The 14,285-nt window shown below is 63.1% G+C and carries 16 protein-coding genes, 1 tRNA gene and 1 pseudogene; 6 read left to right on the top strand and 12 right to left on the bottom strand.

Annotated features, from left to right (window positions below; genetic code table 11):
* Positions 1–13: 13 nt before the first annotated feature.
* From ACWPVA_RS19530 to ACWPVA_RS19555, 6 genes and pseudogenes are all read right to left on the bottom strand, one after another.
* Positions 14–934 (bottom strand): annotated as a pseudogene (locus ACWPVA_RS19530) (electron transfer flavoprotein subunit alpha/FixB family protein); the annotation flags it as partial.
* 26 nt (positions 935–960) lie between these two features.
* A complete protein-coding gene (locus ACWPVA_RS19535; protein WP_454289250.1) occupies positions 961–1,710 on the bottom strand; it encodes an electron transfer flavoprotein subunit beta/FixA family protein in 750 nt (249 codons plus the stop codon).
* 180 nt (positions 1,711–1,890) lie between these two features.
* On the bottom strand, positions 1,891–2,676 hold the full coding sequence (locus ACWPVA_RS19540) for a rhomboid family intramembrane serine protease (RefSeq protein ID WP_454289251.1): 786 nt from the start codon (positions 2,674–2,676) through the stop codon (positions 1,891–1,893).
* Positions 2,677–2,702: 26 nt separating this feature from the next.
* A complete protein-coding gene (locus ACWPVA_RS19545) occupies positions 2,703–3,281 on the bottom strand; it encodes a cob(I)yrinic acid a,c-diamide adenosyltransferase (RefSeq protein ID WP_454289252.1) in 579 nt (192 codons plus the stop codon).
* Between the two features lie 15 nt (positions 3,282–3,296).
* Positions 3,297–3,494, bottom strand: coding sequence for a twin transmembrane helix small protein (locus ACWPVA_RS19550; RefSeq protein WP_454289253.1), 198 nt, complete (start codon positions 3,492–3,494; stop codon positions 3,297–3,299).
* A gap of 30 nt (positions 3,495–3,524) precedes the next feature.
* Complete coding sequence (locus ACWPVA_RS19555; RefSeq protein ID WP_454289254.1) at positions 3,525–4,358, bottom strand: SDR family oxidoreductase; 834 nt, start codon at positions 4,356–4,358, stop codon at positions 3,525–3,527.
* A 97-nt stretch (positions 4,359–4,455) separates the two neighbouring features.
* Here ACWPVA_RS19555 and ACWPVA_RS19560 point away from each other — a divergent pair, with 97 nt between their 5' ends.
* Positions 4,456–5,355 carry a YihY/virulence factor BrkB family protein gene (locus ACWPVA_RS19560; RefSeq protein WP_454289255.1) on the top strand — a complete coding sequence of 300 codons (900 nt, stop codon included), beginning with the start codon at positions 4,456–4,458 and terminating at the stop codon, positions 5,353–5,355.
* Here the strand turns inward: ACWPVA_RS19560 and gluQRS are convergent.
* Positions 5,323–6,204: a tRNA glutamyl-Q(34) synthetase GluQRS gene (gene gluQRS, locus ACWPVA_RS19565; protein WP_454289256.1), complete on the bottom strand. Its 882-nt coding sequence runs from the start codon at positions 6,202–6,204 to the stop codon at positions 5,323–5,325. The genes ACWPVA_RS19560 and gluQRS overlap by 33 nt on opposite strands.
* Between gluQRS and ACWPVA_RS19570 the strand changes: the two genes are divergently transcribed.
* Both ACWPVA_RS19570 and ACWPVA_RS19575 read left to right on the top strand, forming a co-directional pair.
* Complete coding sequence (locus tag ACWPVA_RS19570) at positions 6,203–6,904, top strand: DNA-3-methyladenine glycosylase family protein (protein ID WP_454289257.1); 702 nt, start codon at positions 6,203–6,205, stop codon at positions 6,902–6,904. The two genes, gluQRS and ACWPVA_RS19570, sit on opposite strands and share 2 nt — an antisense overlap.
* Before the next feature lie 97 nt (positions 6,905–7,001).
* Positions 7,002–7,559 (top strand): HNH endonuclease, encoded by a 558-nt coding sequence (locus tag ACWPVA_RS19575; RefSeq protein WP_454289258.1) that lies wholly within the window; start codon positions 7,002–7,004, stop codon positions 7,557–7,559.
* A 7-nt stretch (positions 7,560–7,566) separates the two neighbouring features.
* Here ACWPVA_RS19575 and ACWPVA_RS19580 read toward each other — a convergent pair whose 3' ends face one another.
* Positions 7,567–8,076, bottom strand: coding sequence for a disulfide bond formation protein B (locus tag ACWPVA_RS19580; protein ID WP_454289259.1), 510 nt, complete (start codon positions 8,074–8,076; stop codon positions 7,567–7,569).
* A 13-nt stretch (positions 8,077–8,089) separates the two neighbouring features.
* A complete protein-coding gene (locus ACWPVA_RS19585) occupies positions 8,090–8,671 on the bottom strand; it encodes a YqaA family protein (RefSeq protein WP_454289260.1) in 582 nt (193 codons plus the stop codon).
* Between the two features lie 190 nt (positions 8,672–8,861).
* Between ACWPVA_RS19585 and ACWPVA_RS19590 the strand changes: the two genes are divergently transcribed.
* Both ACWPVA_RS19590 and ACWPVA_RS19595 read left to right on the top strand, forming a co-directional pair.
* Positions 8,862–8,946, top strand: a tRNA-Leu gene (locus ACWPVA_RS19590).
* Between the two features lie 36 nt (positions 8,947–8,982).
* Positions 8,983–9,111 (top strand): SDR family oxidoreductase, encoded by a 129-nt coding sequence (locus tag ACWPVA_RS19595; protein ID WP_454289651.1) that lies wholly within the window; start codon positions 8,983–8,985, stop codon positions 9,109–9,111.
* Positions 9,112–9,116: 5 nt separating this feature from the next.
* Here the strand turns inward: ACWPVA_RS19595 and ACWPVA_RS19600 are convergent, their stop codons facing one another.
* The gene (locus ACWPVA_RS19600) at positions 9,117–9,557 is read right to left on the bottom strand and encodes a hypothetical protein (protein WP_454289261.1); all 441 of its coding nucleotides are present in this window, start codon (positions 9,555–9,557) and stop codon (positions 9,117–9,119) included.
* A 232-nt stretch (positions 9,558–9,789) separates the two neighbouring features.
* Between ACWPVA_RS19600 and ACWPVA_RS19605 the strand changes: the two genes are divergently transcribed.
* Positions 9,790–11,427: an AMP-binding protein gene (locus tag ACWPVA_RS19605; RefSeq protein WP_454289262.1), complete on the top strand. Its 1,638-nt coding sequence runs from the start codon at positions 9,790–9,792 to the stop codon at positions 11,425–11,427.
* A gap of 16 nt (positions 11,428–11,443) precedes the next feature.
* On the opposite strand, the gene ACWPVA_RS19610 is transcribed toward ACWPVA_RS19605, so the two are convergent.
* Together ACWPVA_RS19610 and ACWPVA_RS19615 are read right to left on the bottom strand one after the other, a co-directional pair.
* The gene (locus tag ACWPVA_RS19610) at positions 11,444–12,721 is read right to left on the bottom strand and encodes a GNAT family N-acetyltransferase (protein WP_454289263.1); all 1,278 of its coding nucleotides are present in this window, start codon (positions 12,719–12,721) and stop codon (positions 11,444–11,446) included.
* A 2-nt stretch (positions 12,722–12,723) separates the two neighbouring features.
* Positions 12,724–14,127 carry a lipopolysaccharide biosynthesis protein gene (locus ACWPVA_RS19615; RefSeq protein WP_454289264.1) on the bottom strand — a complete coding sequence of 468 codons (1,404 nt, stop codon included), beginning with the start codon at positions 14,125–14,127 and terminating at the stop codon, positions 12,724–12,726.
* Between the last annotated feature and the right edge of the window lie 158 nt (positions 14,128–14,285).

Genomic DNA, 14,285 nt, shown 5'->3' on the forward strand with positions numbered 1-14,285 from the left:
GTGTCAAAGCGCCTTTTCGAGCTTCCGGCAGTGCGTCGAACAAGTCGGCGACCAGACCGTAATCGGCGACCTGGAAGATCGGCGCCTCTTCGTCCTTGTTGATCGCGACGATGACCTTCGAATCCTTCATACCGGCGAGATGCTGGATGGCGCCCGAGATGCCAACAGCGATATAGAGCTGCGGGGCGACAACCTTGCCGGTCTGGCCGACCTGCCAGTCGTTCGGGGCATAGCCGGCATCGACCGCGGCGCGCGAAGCGCCGACGGCAGCACCGAGCTTGTCGGCGACCGGCAGGATGACCGCATTGAACTTCTCCGACGAGCCGAGCGCGCGACCACCCGAGATGATGATCTTGGCCGAAGTCAGTTCCGGACGGTCGGAGGTCGACAGCGCATCGTTGACGAAGGTCGATACACCCGGATTGGCGGCAGCGCCCACCGTTTCGACGGCCGCCGAGCCGCCTTCGCCCGCCGCGGCAAAAGCCGTGGTGCGCACCGTAATCACCTTCTTGGTGTCGGTGGACTGAACCGTCTGGATGGCGTTGCCGGCATAGATCGGACGCTTGAAGGTGTCGGCCGAGACGACTTCGGTGATCTCCGAGACCTGCATCACGTCGAGCAAGGCCGCGACGCGCGGCATGACGTTCTTGGCCGAGGAGGTGGCGGGTGCGATGATGGTGTCGTAGGCGCCTGCGAGGCTGACGATCAGCGCCGCCAGCGGTTCCGCCAGGGTGTTGGCAAGGCTCGCATCGTCGGCGAGCAGCACCTTGGATACGCCCGACAGCTTGGCGGCGGCATCGGCGGCGCCTTGGGCAGCCGCGCCGGCCACCAGCACGTGAACGTCGCCGCCGATCTGGCTGGCTGCCGTCAGCGCCTTGGCGGTCTGGTCGGACAGGGTTGCGTTGTCGTGTTCTGCCAGAAGAAGAATGGCCATTTCTCTAGTCTCCTATCCCGGTCCGATTACAGCACGCCGGCTTCGTTCTTGAGCTTGTCGACCAGTTCGGCGACCGACTTGACCTTGACGCCCGCCTTGCGGCCGCCGGGTTCCTCGGTCTTCAGCACCTTGAGGCGCGCCGTGGTGTCGACGCCGAAGTCGGCAGGCGTCTTCTTGTCGAGCGGCTTCTTCTTCGCCTTCATGATGTTCGGCAGCGAAGCGTAGCGTGGCTCGTTGAGACGCAGGTCGGTGGTGACGACGGCGGGAAGCTTGACGTCGATGGTCTGCAGGCCGCCGTCCACTTCGCGGGTGACGGTCGCCTTGTCGGCGCCGAGTTCCACCTTCGAGGCGAACGTCGCCTGGCCCCAGCCGAGCAGGGCTGCGAGCATCTGGCCGGTCTGGTTCGAATCGTCGTCGATCGCCTGCTTGCCGGTGATGACCAGACCGGGCTGTTCAGCATCGATCACGCCCTTCAGCAGCTTGGCTACCGCGAGCGGCTCAACAGCATCATCGGTCTCCACCAGCACGGCGCGGTCGGCGCCCATGGCGAGTGCGGTGCGCAGGGTTTCTTCGGCCTTGGCCGGACCGATCGAAACGACGACCACTTCCTCGGCCTTGCCGGCTTCCTTCAGGCGCAGCGCCTCTTCGACGGCGATTTCGTCGAACGGGTTCATCGACATCTTGACGTTGGCCAGCTCCACGCCGGTCCCGTCCGCCTTGACGCGGATCTTTACGTTGTAGTCCACAACCCGCTTAACGGTCACGAGTATCTTCATGGGTTCCTTCCTTCACTGCTCCCGCCGGAAAATGCGCTTCGATGCGGACCGCCGGTTGTCGAATGGCGACATCGATACGCATTTTTCGTCCAATTACAACGCCCGTGCGATGGCGTAACCTATTTGCCGAGGAATAATTGACGTTTACGTGCGCGTCAATATTTCTTGTCGCAGATTTGATCATCTACCCCAGTGAACCGGGCGTTTCGCTTGTGCCGGTGCAGGCACCACAATGCGCGGAGCGGGCTCGAGACGATGGCTGACGGCGGCCGGTGTGACGATCGTCCGATCGAACAGCGGAACACCACGTCGCCGCATGAAGATCACCAGCACGGCGCCTGCCAGGATGCCCCCGACATGGGCGCCCCAGGACACATTGCTTTCCCCGTCGGCCAGCAGCATGAAGAACTGCTGGCCGATCCAGAAGGCAAGCGGAACGAAGGCAGGCAGCGGCAGGGGGAAGCGGAAGAGTACCAGGACCCAAATCCGCACCTTCGGATGCAGCATCAGATAGGCAGCAACCACGCCGGAGACAGCGCCCGAAGCGCCGATCAGCGGGGCTTCGGACATCGGCGCGACAAGAGCGTGGAAGAGCGCGCCGGCCGCGGCGCAGGCGAGATAGAAGATCAGGAAGCGGAAGTGTCCCAGCGCGTCCTCGACGTTGTCGCCAAACACCCAGAGGAAAAGCATGTTGGAGCCAAGATGCATCAGGTCGACGTGCAGGAAGGAATAGGTGAGGAACGTCGCGTCGGGCGGAACGATCACCAGCGAGGGATCGAGCACGGCGTTGTCGAACACCACGGCCGGAATGAAGCCGAATCCGAAGACGCTCGCTTCGGCGACGGATTCCGGCGTGAGCAGGACGGTGAAAGCGAAAGCGAAGACATTGGCGAGGATCAGGCCGAATGTCACGTATTGCCGTCGAATGTGCTTAAGGGCGTTGCGGTCGTGCAGCGGAATGAACACTTGCGCCCCCTTGGCCTATCGGCCGTTCAACGGTTTTTGCCCGGCACCCAGAGAATATCCGCCTTGCCGCCGTCATTGGCAAAACGGGCGGCAACGAACAGGAAGTCGGACAGCCGGTTGATGTATTTCAGCGCCGGCTCGTCGATCGTCTCGCCTTCGAAGCGCGACAGTTCGACCATGATGCGCTCGGCGCGGCGGGCAACCGTGCGGGCAAGATGGAGATGGGCCGCAGCCGGTGATCCGCCGGGCAGGATGAAGGACTTGAGCGGATCGAGATTGGCGTTCAGATGGTCGATCTCGCCCTCGATCCGCGTGACTTGCACCTCGATCACCCGAAGCGGCTCGTAGCTGAGGGTTTCACCGGTTTCCGGAGCGGCGAGATCTGCGCCAAGGTCGAACAGGTCGTTCTGGATGCGCATCAGCATGGCGTCCAGTTCCGGCATGCCGGCCGTGTGCAGTCTCGCGACCCCGATCGTCGAATTGGTTTCGTCAATCGTGCCATAGGCGTCGACGCGCAGGTCGTGCTTCAGCCGGCGCGGGCCGGTGACGAGCGCGGTGGTGCCGTCGTCGCCGGTGCGGGTATAGATCTTGTTGAGCCTGACCATTGGTTCGTCCCTTTCCTATCGACCGCCGCCGGTCAGCCACAGGGTGAGCATGATGAGCGCAATCGCTACGGCCTGCAATGCGACGCGCATCTGCATAAGCTTGTTGGACGTGTTGCCGCTCCCGCCCTTCATCATATTGAACAGTCCCCGGATGAGGACGAGGACGACGAGCCCCATGACGATCAGGGTGAGCACGGTGGTGACGGTGGACATCGGAGTTATTCTTGCTTTCTCAATGGGTGTTCAGTCCAGCATCCGCATCAGCCGGTAGAAGAGATCGGCCGGCAGCAGGCGTTTCAGCAGGAGGCCCCGCCGGGCTGGAACGGTTACGGGATAATGTGGGCGGGGCCGGGTGGCGGTCAAGGCGTGTCTGAGCACTTTGTAGACGGCGTCCGGACCAAGCTTGTAGCGATTGACCGGCCCTGTGCCGTCGAGACGCGCCAGTTGGCGCTTGTACTCGGCGGCATGGGCGGAATTCTCAAGGTCGACATTCTCCTCGATCATCTTCAGCGCATTGGCAGTGAAACGGCTTTCGATGGGTCCCGGTTCGATCAGGCTGACATGGATGCCCGTGCCCTCGAGCTCCATCCGGAGCGTCACGCTCAGGCCTTCGAGCGCATATTTCGAGGCGGTATAGGCTCCGCGATAGCGATAGGGCAGAAGGCCGAGGATGGAGGAGCACTGGACGATCCGGCCTGCACCGCGGCGGCGCATCAGCGGGATCACCCGTCGCGTCAGTTCGTGCCAGCCGAAGAAATTGGCTTCGAACTGGCGCCGCAGCACGGCTGTCGACAGGTCCTCGACGGCGCCCGGCTGGCCATAGGCGCCATTGTTGAACAGTGCGTCGATCCTTCCGCTGGTCCGCTCGGTTACGGTGTCGACCAGGGCCGCGATGCTCGCCTCGTCGGTATAATCCATCAGCAGAGCCTCGATTCCGTCGGCCTCGAGCGGTTCCCGGTCCTCCGGCTTCCTGACGGTTGCGAAGACGCGCCATCCGTCGGAGGCCAACGCCCTTGCGCAATAGGCGCCGATCCCGCTCGAGCAGCCGGTGATGATGATGGTCGGACGTTCGCTCATCGATTGTTTCCTGTACAAACCCGCTGGGTTTCCCATATTCGTTCGCGGGTGACAATCGGTCCGTCGAGCCAGGGGCCACCGAAAGCAAGGAGAAGGGATGCCGGCGTTCCTGCGCATGTTCTACAAGGTCAGCTTCGACGCGCTCAACCATTTCAGCGAGGACGACGGCTGGGCCATGGCGAGCCATGTGGCTCTTTCCGCCCTTCTGGCAGTATTCCCCTTTCTGATCTTCGGCACGGCATTGGCCGGTTTCCTCGGGGCCGACAGCTTTGCCGATACGGCCGTCCACCTTATCTTCGACACATGGCCGGAATCGATTGCCAAACCCCTGTCGGACCAGGTGGTTCAGGTTCTCACCATCCCGCGCGGCGGTCTGCTTACGGTCTCTGTTCTCGCGGCCGCCTATTTCGCCTCGAACGGCGTCGAAGCGTTGCGCGCGTCGCTGAACCGCGCCTATAGGGTGCCTGAGACGCGCCCCTGGTACATCACGCGACTCGTCAGCCTGGGGTATGTGATTGGTGCCGTTATCGCGCTTGCCGCCATCAGCGCACTCCTGGTCGCTGTGCCAGTCGCGCTTGCCTTTGCGGAAAAGCTGTTTCCCTGGTTGGAGGATTTCCTTGCGGTCGTCGCCAACTGGCGCATCTATGGTACGCTGGCTGTGCTTATCATCGGTCTGGTCGTCTCCCATCTCGGCCTGCCAGCCGGCCATCGCCGCGTCCGTGACGTCATTCCGGGCGTCCTCCTGACCCTGGTCCTCTGGCTCGTCGGCGCGCTGATATTCGCCTATTACCTCGCAAGCTTTGCCAATTATGCGGCGACCTATGCCGGTCTCGCCTCGATCATGGTGGTGCTGGTCTTCCTCTACATGGTCGGCGCGATCTTCATCATCGGCGCGGAGTTCAATGCGGCGCTTTTGAAGTTCGAGGTGTTCGGCCAGAAGGTGCGGGCGGTCGACCTCCCGGCGTCAAAGCCCGACAAGTCGGCGGACGTCGGCTGAGGTCAAGCCCTGCCGCCTGAGGACCGACAGCCCGGCGTCGCCCTCGCTCTTCGACAGCTTTCGCCCATCGGCCCCGAGGATCAGCCGGTGGTGGCGATAGACCGGCGCCGGCAGGCCGAGCAGCTCCTGCAGCAGCCGATGCACCGAGGTGGCGTGAAAGAGGTCCAGGCCGCGCACGACATGGGTGATGCCCTGGCGCGCATCGTCCACAGTCACCGACAGGTGATAGCTCGACGGCGCATCCGAGCGCCACAGCACCACATCGCCCCAGGCCGCCGGATCGGCGGCGATCTCCCCGGTTTCTCCGTCGCCCCTTTCCGTCCATGACAGGGGCTCGCCGCATGCTTCGATCGCCCGTCCCATGTCGAGCCGCCAGGCGTGGCGGCTGCCGGCGTCGATCCGCCTTTGCCTCTCGCTGTCGGAAAGGCTGCGCTCGTCTTGCGGATAAAGCGCCGCGCCGTCCGGATCGCGCGGCCATGGCTTGCCGTCCCCTTCGGCATTCGCGACGCGCGCCTTGACCTCGCCGCGGGTCATAAAGGCCGGATAGGCGAGACCTCTTGCGATCAGCGCGTCGAGTGCGGCGCGATAGTCGTCGAAATGTTCCGACTGCCGCCGCACTGGCCGCTCCCAGTCGAGCCCGAGCCAAGCCAGATCCTCGTAGATCGCCTGCTCGAATTCGGGTGTGCAGCGCGTCACGTCTATGTCTTCCATGCGCAGCAGGAGGCGCCCGCCGAGCGCCGTTGCCATGTCCGCATTGAGCAAGGCCGACAGCGCATGGCCGAGATGCAGGGGGCCGTTCGGGCTCGGCGCGAACCGCAGGGCCGGGTTTTGACCGGTGGATGGGATCATGCTTCCATCTGGCACGAAACGCGGGTTGCGGAAAAGGGCGGGCGAGGGCGAAATGATCATCACGACTGCGCAGGATGTAGCGCTTGGTCTTTCGGAGCTGGTGGCAATCGATCCGCGACTCGGACCTCTGGCCAGCCGGCTCGCGCCCCTGCCGCTGCGCCTTGCCGAACCGGGATTTGCCGGGCTCGCGCATATCATCGTCTCGCAGATGGTGTCGCGCGCGAGCGCCGAGGCGATCTGGGCCCGCATCGTGACGGCAACCGGCGGGCCGCTTTCGGCCGAAGCTTATCTAGCGCTCGATGCCGCAGCTGTTGCCCGCCTCGGCCTGTCGCGCGCCAAGTCGTCCACCCTTGAGCTCACCGCGCGTGCTGTCTCCTCCGGATTGCTCGATCTGTCGGCGATCACCGAATTCGAAGCGGCTGAGGCGATCGCAAGGCTGACGGCGCTGAAGGGCATCGGCCTGTGGACCGCCGAGGTCTACCTGATGTTCTGCGGCGGCCATCCCGACATCTTCCCGGCCGGCGACGTGGCGCTGCGCGTCGCGGTCGGCGATGTGTTCGGTCACGAAACGCGGCCCGGCATCCGGCAGGTGGCCGAAATCGCCGACGCCTGGCAGCCCTGGCGATCAATCGCCGCCCGGCTGTTCTGGGCGCACTATGCCGCCCGTACCGGCCGGGAGGCGACGCCCGCGGCGGAATAGCGCGGCAGAAGGACACCCCATCGGAAGGGGGCTTCACAAGGCTGTCACAACGGACCTAATATAAAAACACAGGTGCCGAATCGATCAGGAGAATCCCTTGACGATTGCAGTCTCACCCCAGTCCTTGCCGGCGCTCGTCCTGAATGCCGACTACAGGCCGCTGAGTTATTATCCTTTGTCGCTGTGGTCCTGGCAGGACGCGATCAAGGCGGTGTTCCTTGACCGTGTGAACATCATCGCCGAATATGATCATTCCGTCTGCTCGCCGAGCTTTTCCATGCGGCTGCCGAGCGTCGTCAGCCTGAAGACCTATGTCCAGCCGACCCGCAATCCGGCGTTTACCCGCTTCAACGTCTTCCTGCGCGACAGGTTCGAATGCCAGTATTGCGGAGCTGACGAGGACCTGACCTTCGACCACGTCATCCCGCGCGCCCATGGCGGCGAAACCACCTGGGAAAACGTCGTGGCGGCCTGCTCACCGTGCAATCTCAGGAAGGGCAGCAAGCTGCCGAAGCATGCGCAGATGTTCCCGCATCAGCGGCCGTACCGCCCGACGGTGCAGGACCTGCACAACAACGGCCGGCTTTTCCCGCCCAACCATCTGCATGAAAGCTGGGTCGACTATCTTTACTGGGATTCCGAACTGCAGCCGTGAGGGGCGTTCAGCGCTTACGGAAGGTGGCCCAAAGCGCGATCGCGGCCAGAACGGCACTCGTCAGCACATTCCAACCGGCAAAGGACAGGCCGAGTACGCGCAAGGTGGCTTCGGTGCAGGAGGGCGCCTTGGTCGAGTTCAGGGCTTCCAGCACGTTGACGGGGGCCTCGCCGCCGGTCGCGCCGATCGTGCAGCTCGCCGGGCCTTCCCAGAACTTCCACTCGACGCCGGCATGATAGGCGCCAAGGCCGATGCTGACGATCATCAGAACGGCGATGATGGCGAACAGACCGCGCGTGACGACGGGTGGCAGTCTGAATACCGCGGACAGGACCGCCAGCGCGCCGACGCCGACGCCGATGTAATAGGGGTTGCGCTGTATCAGGCAGAGGGCACAGGGAATGTATCCGCCGATATGCTCGAAACCGAGCGCCGAGCCGACGACCACCGCCATGCCGAGGGTCAGAGCGGCGGCGATCACGGTGTCGGATTTCACAAAGGAGGCAGAACGGCTCATTGTCTCGATCCTGTCAGAAGGCGAATTTCACCAGGTAGAAGCCGCCGAGAAGCAGCACCAGAAACAGGGTGAAAAGAAGGCTGAGATATTTCTCGATGAAGATCCGGATCGGCTCGCCGTATCGACCGAGAAGCCAGGCGACGAGGAAAAATCGCGCGGCCCGACCCACGACGCTGACCAGCGTGAAGACGAAGAAGTTGAGCCCCGTCGCGCCGGAGAAAATTGTCAGAACCTTGTAGGGGAAAGGCGTGACGGCGGCAAAGAGCACGCCCCATCCGCCCCAGACGTTATACCACTCGGCCACCTGCTCGAAGGCGTTTTCCTTGCCGTAGAAGGCCAGGATCGGCTTGCCGATCATGTCGTAGAGGAACATGCCGATCGCATAGCCGAGAAAGGCGCCGAGTACCGAGGCCACGGTGCAGATCAGCGCCAGCCTGATCCAATGCGCCGGCTTGGCGATTGCCATCGGGATCAGCAGCACGTCCGGCGGAATGGGAAAGAACGAACTCTCTGCGAAGGAAACGCCGAACAGCGCCTTCTCTGCATGGCGCGTTCCCGCCAGCGACATGGTCCAATCATAGAGGCGGCGCAGCATGGTTGTTTTCCTGATCGTCGGGCCGAGCGGTTTTAGTCAAGCGACAGCTCTCTGTAAATGCCCGGCGCTGCAACGCATCATCCCGGAGCAAAACAATCGCGTGAAGGCGCTTCGGCGAAAAAAGTCTGTTGACCGGCTCGGGGCGCTTCGTATAGTCCGGCGCTGTCCTACCGACATATGACGCTTTTGTGCCCCATTGGCGGAACTGGTAGACGCGCTCGACTCAAAATCGAGTTCCGAAAGGAGTGCTGGTTCGATTCCGGCATGGGGCACCATTCTATTTACATACGCCCTGCTTGGCCACCGACCGCGTGTTTTTTTGTCCGCTTGAAGCCACGCCAGAGGAAGTGGCGGCAATGGTTGCCTTCCTACTGTTCGGCGAAAGCGGATTCTCGACCGGTGGCATCTATCCGGTCGATGGGGGGTATACCGCCCGATAGAGGGTTCAGGTCTTCGCGGCTGACATGGTGTTGATATGTTCGAGCAGCATTTTCAGCTGCCCGGCACGCACCAACTGGGCCGGGGTCCGGCCGCCGAATTCGCTCAGGTGCTGGCTGCGATACCATTTTTCGGCGGCCTCGACCGAGCCCAGGCCCTTAACAACGCGTCCAAGAACCAGTCGCTTGGCTTCCGCCGGTGGCATCTCCCCGCTCTCGATGGCTGCGCCGATCCTCGTGAGCGCCGAATTCATCGCCTGCTGCTTCATTCTCTGGCGCATGGCCTTTGCCCCCGGGTGAACGGGGGCGACAATGTTGACCGTGGCCGTTGCCGGACGATCTGCGGCTGTGCCACGTCCCTTGCCGGGGGCTTTCGGCAGAAGCCCGGCATCGACAGTCACTTGTTGGACGGGTTGGGCGAGACGTCTGCTCTTGTTCGGTGTTTTCATGGATCGGGTCTCTGCCGGTTAACTCGAAAAATTCAAGGCCATGCCAAAGTCTGGCGAAGCGGGATAAGGTCGCCTGCGACGCCTTTCATCTGGCCGATTGGTTAGCATGGTCCCACGAACGGTGTCCAGCAATGCCGTCCCGCCTGCGCTCCCTGCTGTGGCCTTGTGCCGTTCCATTGTGCAGCTGCGAAATGGATGATAGCAAAAGGGCATATTGAAACGGACTACACACATGTTTCTGCCTGATAGCAGTTCCTACGAGCGCATTTTCCGCAATTTTTCGTGGGAGATCCCGGCCAACTTCAATATCGGCCGCGCAGTCAGTGACGACTGGGCGATGCACCATCCCGGTCGTATCTGCCTCGAGCATTTCTCGCCGGACGGCCATCACCTGTCGATGACCTATGGCGAACTTTCGGCCCGGTCAGCAGCCTTTGCCAATGCGCTGATCTCGCTCGGCATCGGTCCTGGCGACCGCGTCGCGCTTCTCCTGCCGCAATCCTTCGAGACCGTGATCGCCCATGTGGCGATCTACAAGATGGGCGCCATCGCCCTGCCGCTGGCGCTCTTGTTCGGCGTGGAGGCGCTGGAATACCGGCTGTCGGCCGCCGGTGCCAAGGCAATCGTCACCAATGACTTCGGGCTCTCGCGCTTGGAAGAAATCCGGCCGCACCTGCCGGCTCTCGAGCATGTGGTCTCGACCGGGATCGCCTCCGGCGCGGTTCATTCCTTTGCCGAACTCGTCGCCGCCCATCCGTCCGTCTTCGAGGTCGCCGATACCGGTCCGGACACGCCCGCGCTGATGATCTTCACCTCAGGCACCACCGGGCCGCCGAAGGGCGCGCTGCATGGCCATCGCGTGCTGCCGGGTCACATACCGGGCTTCCAGATGGTCCATGACTTTTTGCCCAAGCCGGGCGACAAAATGTGGACGCCGTCCGACTGGGCTTGGGCCGGCGGGCTGCTCAATGCGCTGCTTCCCGCGCTGATGCTGGGCGTGCCGGTGGTCTCCTCGGCAGCGCAGAAGTTCGATCCAGGCATGGCCTTCCGCATCATGGCCGAGATGCAGGTGAAGAATGCCTTCATCCCGCCGACAGCACTACGCCTGCTCAAATCGGTCGAAAAACCGCGGGAAAAATACGATCTTGTTTTGCGTAGCATCGGCTCGGCCGGTGAGTTGCTCGGCCGCGAGACCTATGAATGGGTGAAGACGACGCTCGGCATCGTGCCGAACGAGTTCTACGGCCAGACCGAGTGCAATTTCGTCCTCGGCTCGGCTGCCCACCTCGGCGTGACCCGGGCCGGCGCCATCGGCCGCCCGGTTCCGGGCCATCGCGTGGCGATCATCGATGACGATGGCCGCGAGGTGCGTGTGGGCGTGACCGGCCAGGTGGCAGTCGCAAGACCCGATCCGGTGATGTTCCTCGGCTATTGGAACGACGAGGACGCGACCGCGCGCAAGTTCGTCGGCGACTGGATGAAGACCGGCGATCTCGGTCGCCAGGATGAGGACGGCTTTGTCGAGTTCTTCGGCCGCGACGACGATGTCATCACCTCGTCTGGCTACCGCATCGGCCCGGCCGAGATCGAAGACTGCCTGGTCGGCCATCCGGCGGTCCGGCTCGCGGCGGCGGTGGGTAAGCCGGACCCTCTGCGCACCGAGATCGTCAAGGCATTCGTCGTTCTCACCGACGGCTACGCGCCCACGCCTGCGCTCGCCGCCGAGATCAGCGACTGGGTGAAGAACCGCTTGTCCATGCACGAGTATCCACGCGAGGTGGAGTTCATCGACGAGATGCCGCTCACCACCAGCGGCAAGGTCATCCGCCGGCTGCTGCGCGACCGTGAGCTTGCGGTGGCCGCCGCTTAGCCCCAGCAGCCATTGCTTAGTCGTTGAAGCGGCGGGACAGGATCTTGTCGCGCAGGATGCGGGCGAGGTTGCGCGTGTTGCTGTACATGTGCAACTGGGTCGCGGCCTGGCGCGTATCGCGGTCGGCATTGTGTTTCAGGCCGATCAGCAGCGTTCCCATTTCCTCGCGCTGCTTCCAGAAGCGGTTCACGATCGTATGGTCCGTCATGACGCAGCTGTCGGTGCGCTCGATGTTCGGGTCATCGAGATGCCAGTCGGTCAGGTCAGCGATCAGCAGCTTGCCCGGCGAGAAGCGGGCATAGCGCTCGTCAAACGCGGTTTTCCATGTATAAGCCTCGCCGGCCATGATGAAGACCACCATCGAGGCGATCGCCCGCCCGTTAAGGTCGAGCGTGTGGATGCGCACGGCATCGACTTCCGCCAGGTTCGTGATCGCTTCGCGGGCGAAGGCGGCATGGTAACGGTCCATGACCATCGCGGAGCGCTTGCGGCCCTTCCAGCCACTGGCCTCTAATGCCAGGAATTCCTCCATCCTGACGCGGATCTCCTCCGGCTGGCGCGCGACGTTGTAGCTGACGCGGCCTGCCTCTCCCAGAAGCCGGAACTGCCGGCGCATTTCGCGCAGGTGGTTCCTTGAGATCGTCGACTTGAGATAGGTGTCGCCGTCCTCTTCGCTTTGAAGTATTGGCCGAGCGAAAGTGTTGGTGATCGTCAGCGGCAGGTCGCGGCTGATCGCCACCGCCTTGATCAACTGCGTGAAACGGCCGTTGAGGCGCAGGTCCGGCAGGACGAGCACGTCGGGCAGCTTCGCTTCAGGGCGAGCGAGCGCCTCGAGCAGGTTGTCGATGGTTTCCGCTGCCCCTTCTGCATCAACCAACGGCGTGCCGAGCGGCCCGAACACATTGGACCAGACGCGCAGGATCGACGGTCCGACCGAGAAGCCGGGCTTCTCGACCGAAAAAGGCATCATGAGACGCACGCGGCTGCGGCGGGCGTCCTCGTCCCGAATGACGGCGAAGCGGACCTGCCGGTCGTCGAGACGTGGCATCGCGGGGGCGAGGAAACGCGGCGCGAAGAAGACATTTGCCTCCATTACCCGATAGGTGAGGTAATCGAGTTCCTCCTGCAGGTCATATCCGGCGCGGCCGGGATAGATGCTGAGCTGCCGGCCCGGACGGCCGACGTCAAGACACAGGTCCGCAGCCGGCCGGCGGGCCGTCTCGCTCGCCAGGTTGTCGACCAGGCGGTTGGCGCTGCTGTTCATGCTCTCGTTGTCGATCGGTGGTTCTCCCATGTTCAGGACGCCCTCGTCTTGTTCAGTATCGCAAGTGGGTCGGCGAAGACGAAGAGCACGATTTCGAGCGAGCTTCGCACGGCGACATGCAGAAGAAGTGCCTCGACCATCATCGCCGCCGCCGTGGCGGTGGCCGCGCCGGTCAAGCCGTAAAGCGGGATCAGCGTGACATTGAGGCCGATATTCGCGGTGAGCGCCACGACATAGACCAGCACGCACAGCTGCTGCTTGCCAGCCATGGTCAGCAACACCTCGGCCGGGCCGACCGCCGCCTTGGCCAGGCTTCCGGCAAAGAGGATCGCCATCAGCCAGTAGCCGGCTGTAAAGGCGTTGCCGAACAGTGACAAGAGCAAATCGCCGGCGAGGAGCACGCAGGTTCCGACCAGGAGCGAAGGCCAGAAACTCCAGCGTACCGTAGTGCCGGCAAAGGTGGCAACCGGGCGCAGGTCTGCCTCAGACATCATCGCCGAGAAGCGCGGGGCGGCGGCCGCCTTGACGGCGAAGATGACGAATTGCACCAGCGCCATGGTCTTGGCGGCGGCGAAGTAGATCGCCACCTGGTCCGGTTCCAGATAGAATCCGACCACCACCACGTCGGAATTGGTGAGCAGGAAGCCGAAGCCGTCGATCAGGAAGATCGGGATGGTGACCTTGAACCAGGCGAGAAAGTCGATCTTGCGCGGGCCGGCTATATAGCGCGCCTTGAGCCTGCGGCCGATCGCCAGCAACTGGGCAAGACTGGTGAGATAGGTCGCGGCAAGCGCCGCCTCCATCGCCGTCGTCGCTGTGCGCGGCGCGCCGAAGGCGACGGCCGCCAGCATGAAGCCGAGGATGAGCAGCGGGCGGATGATATAGGTCGGGCTCAGTGCGACGATCGGCCAGGTATGGGCCCGCGCGGTGCCGTCTAGCACGTCGCCAAGTGCGATCATCGGCAGCGCCAAAAGGCCGAGGACCAGCGGGATCAGGTAGTAGCCCTCGATCAGATCGCCGAAGAAATGCAGGAACAGGAAACCGAAGACGGCGAGCGCGCTTGCCGAACTGATCGAGAAGACCCAAGCCGTCGTCGTCAGTCCGCGGATTTCGTCGAGCTCGTTGCGGGCATCGTATTGCGGAAGGAAGCGGATCACGACGGTGTGAAAACCGAGGCAGGAGAGATTGCCGAATACCACGACCAGCACCCAGACGAAGACGAAGATACCGTATTCGAACTCCCCCATCAGCCGGGCCTGCACGATCTGCGCGATGAGGGCGACGGCCGCCGAGATGACGCGGATGGCAAAGGCGATCAGCGCCATGCGCTGGGCCCGCGCCGTCTCGTCCTCGCGGGTCAACACCGAGGCAAGCTGATGCAACGCCGGATGCAGGCCGGATGGCAGCAGCTTCTCTGCTCTCTGGATGACCTCCATGATCAACACTATAGGCCCGCCGGTGACGCAATGACAATATAAGTGAACTTGTCAGTTTGCGGTTAAGAAACGGTTCCGCTTCCTTGGACGGAGGTATGTCGGTTCAAGAAAAAGGCGACCGCGAGGCCGCCTTTTCTGGGCTATCTACTTAACCTTCT

The organism is Rhizobium arsenicireducens, from assembly GCF_964021225.1.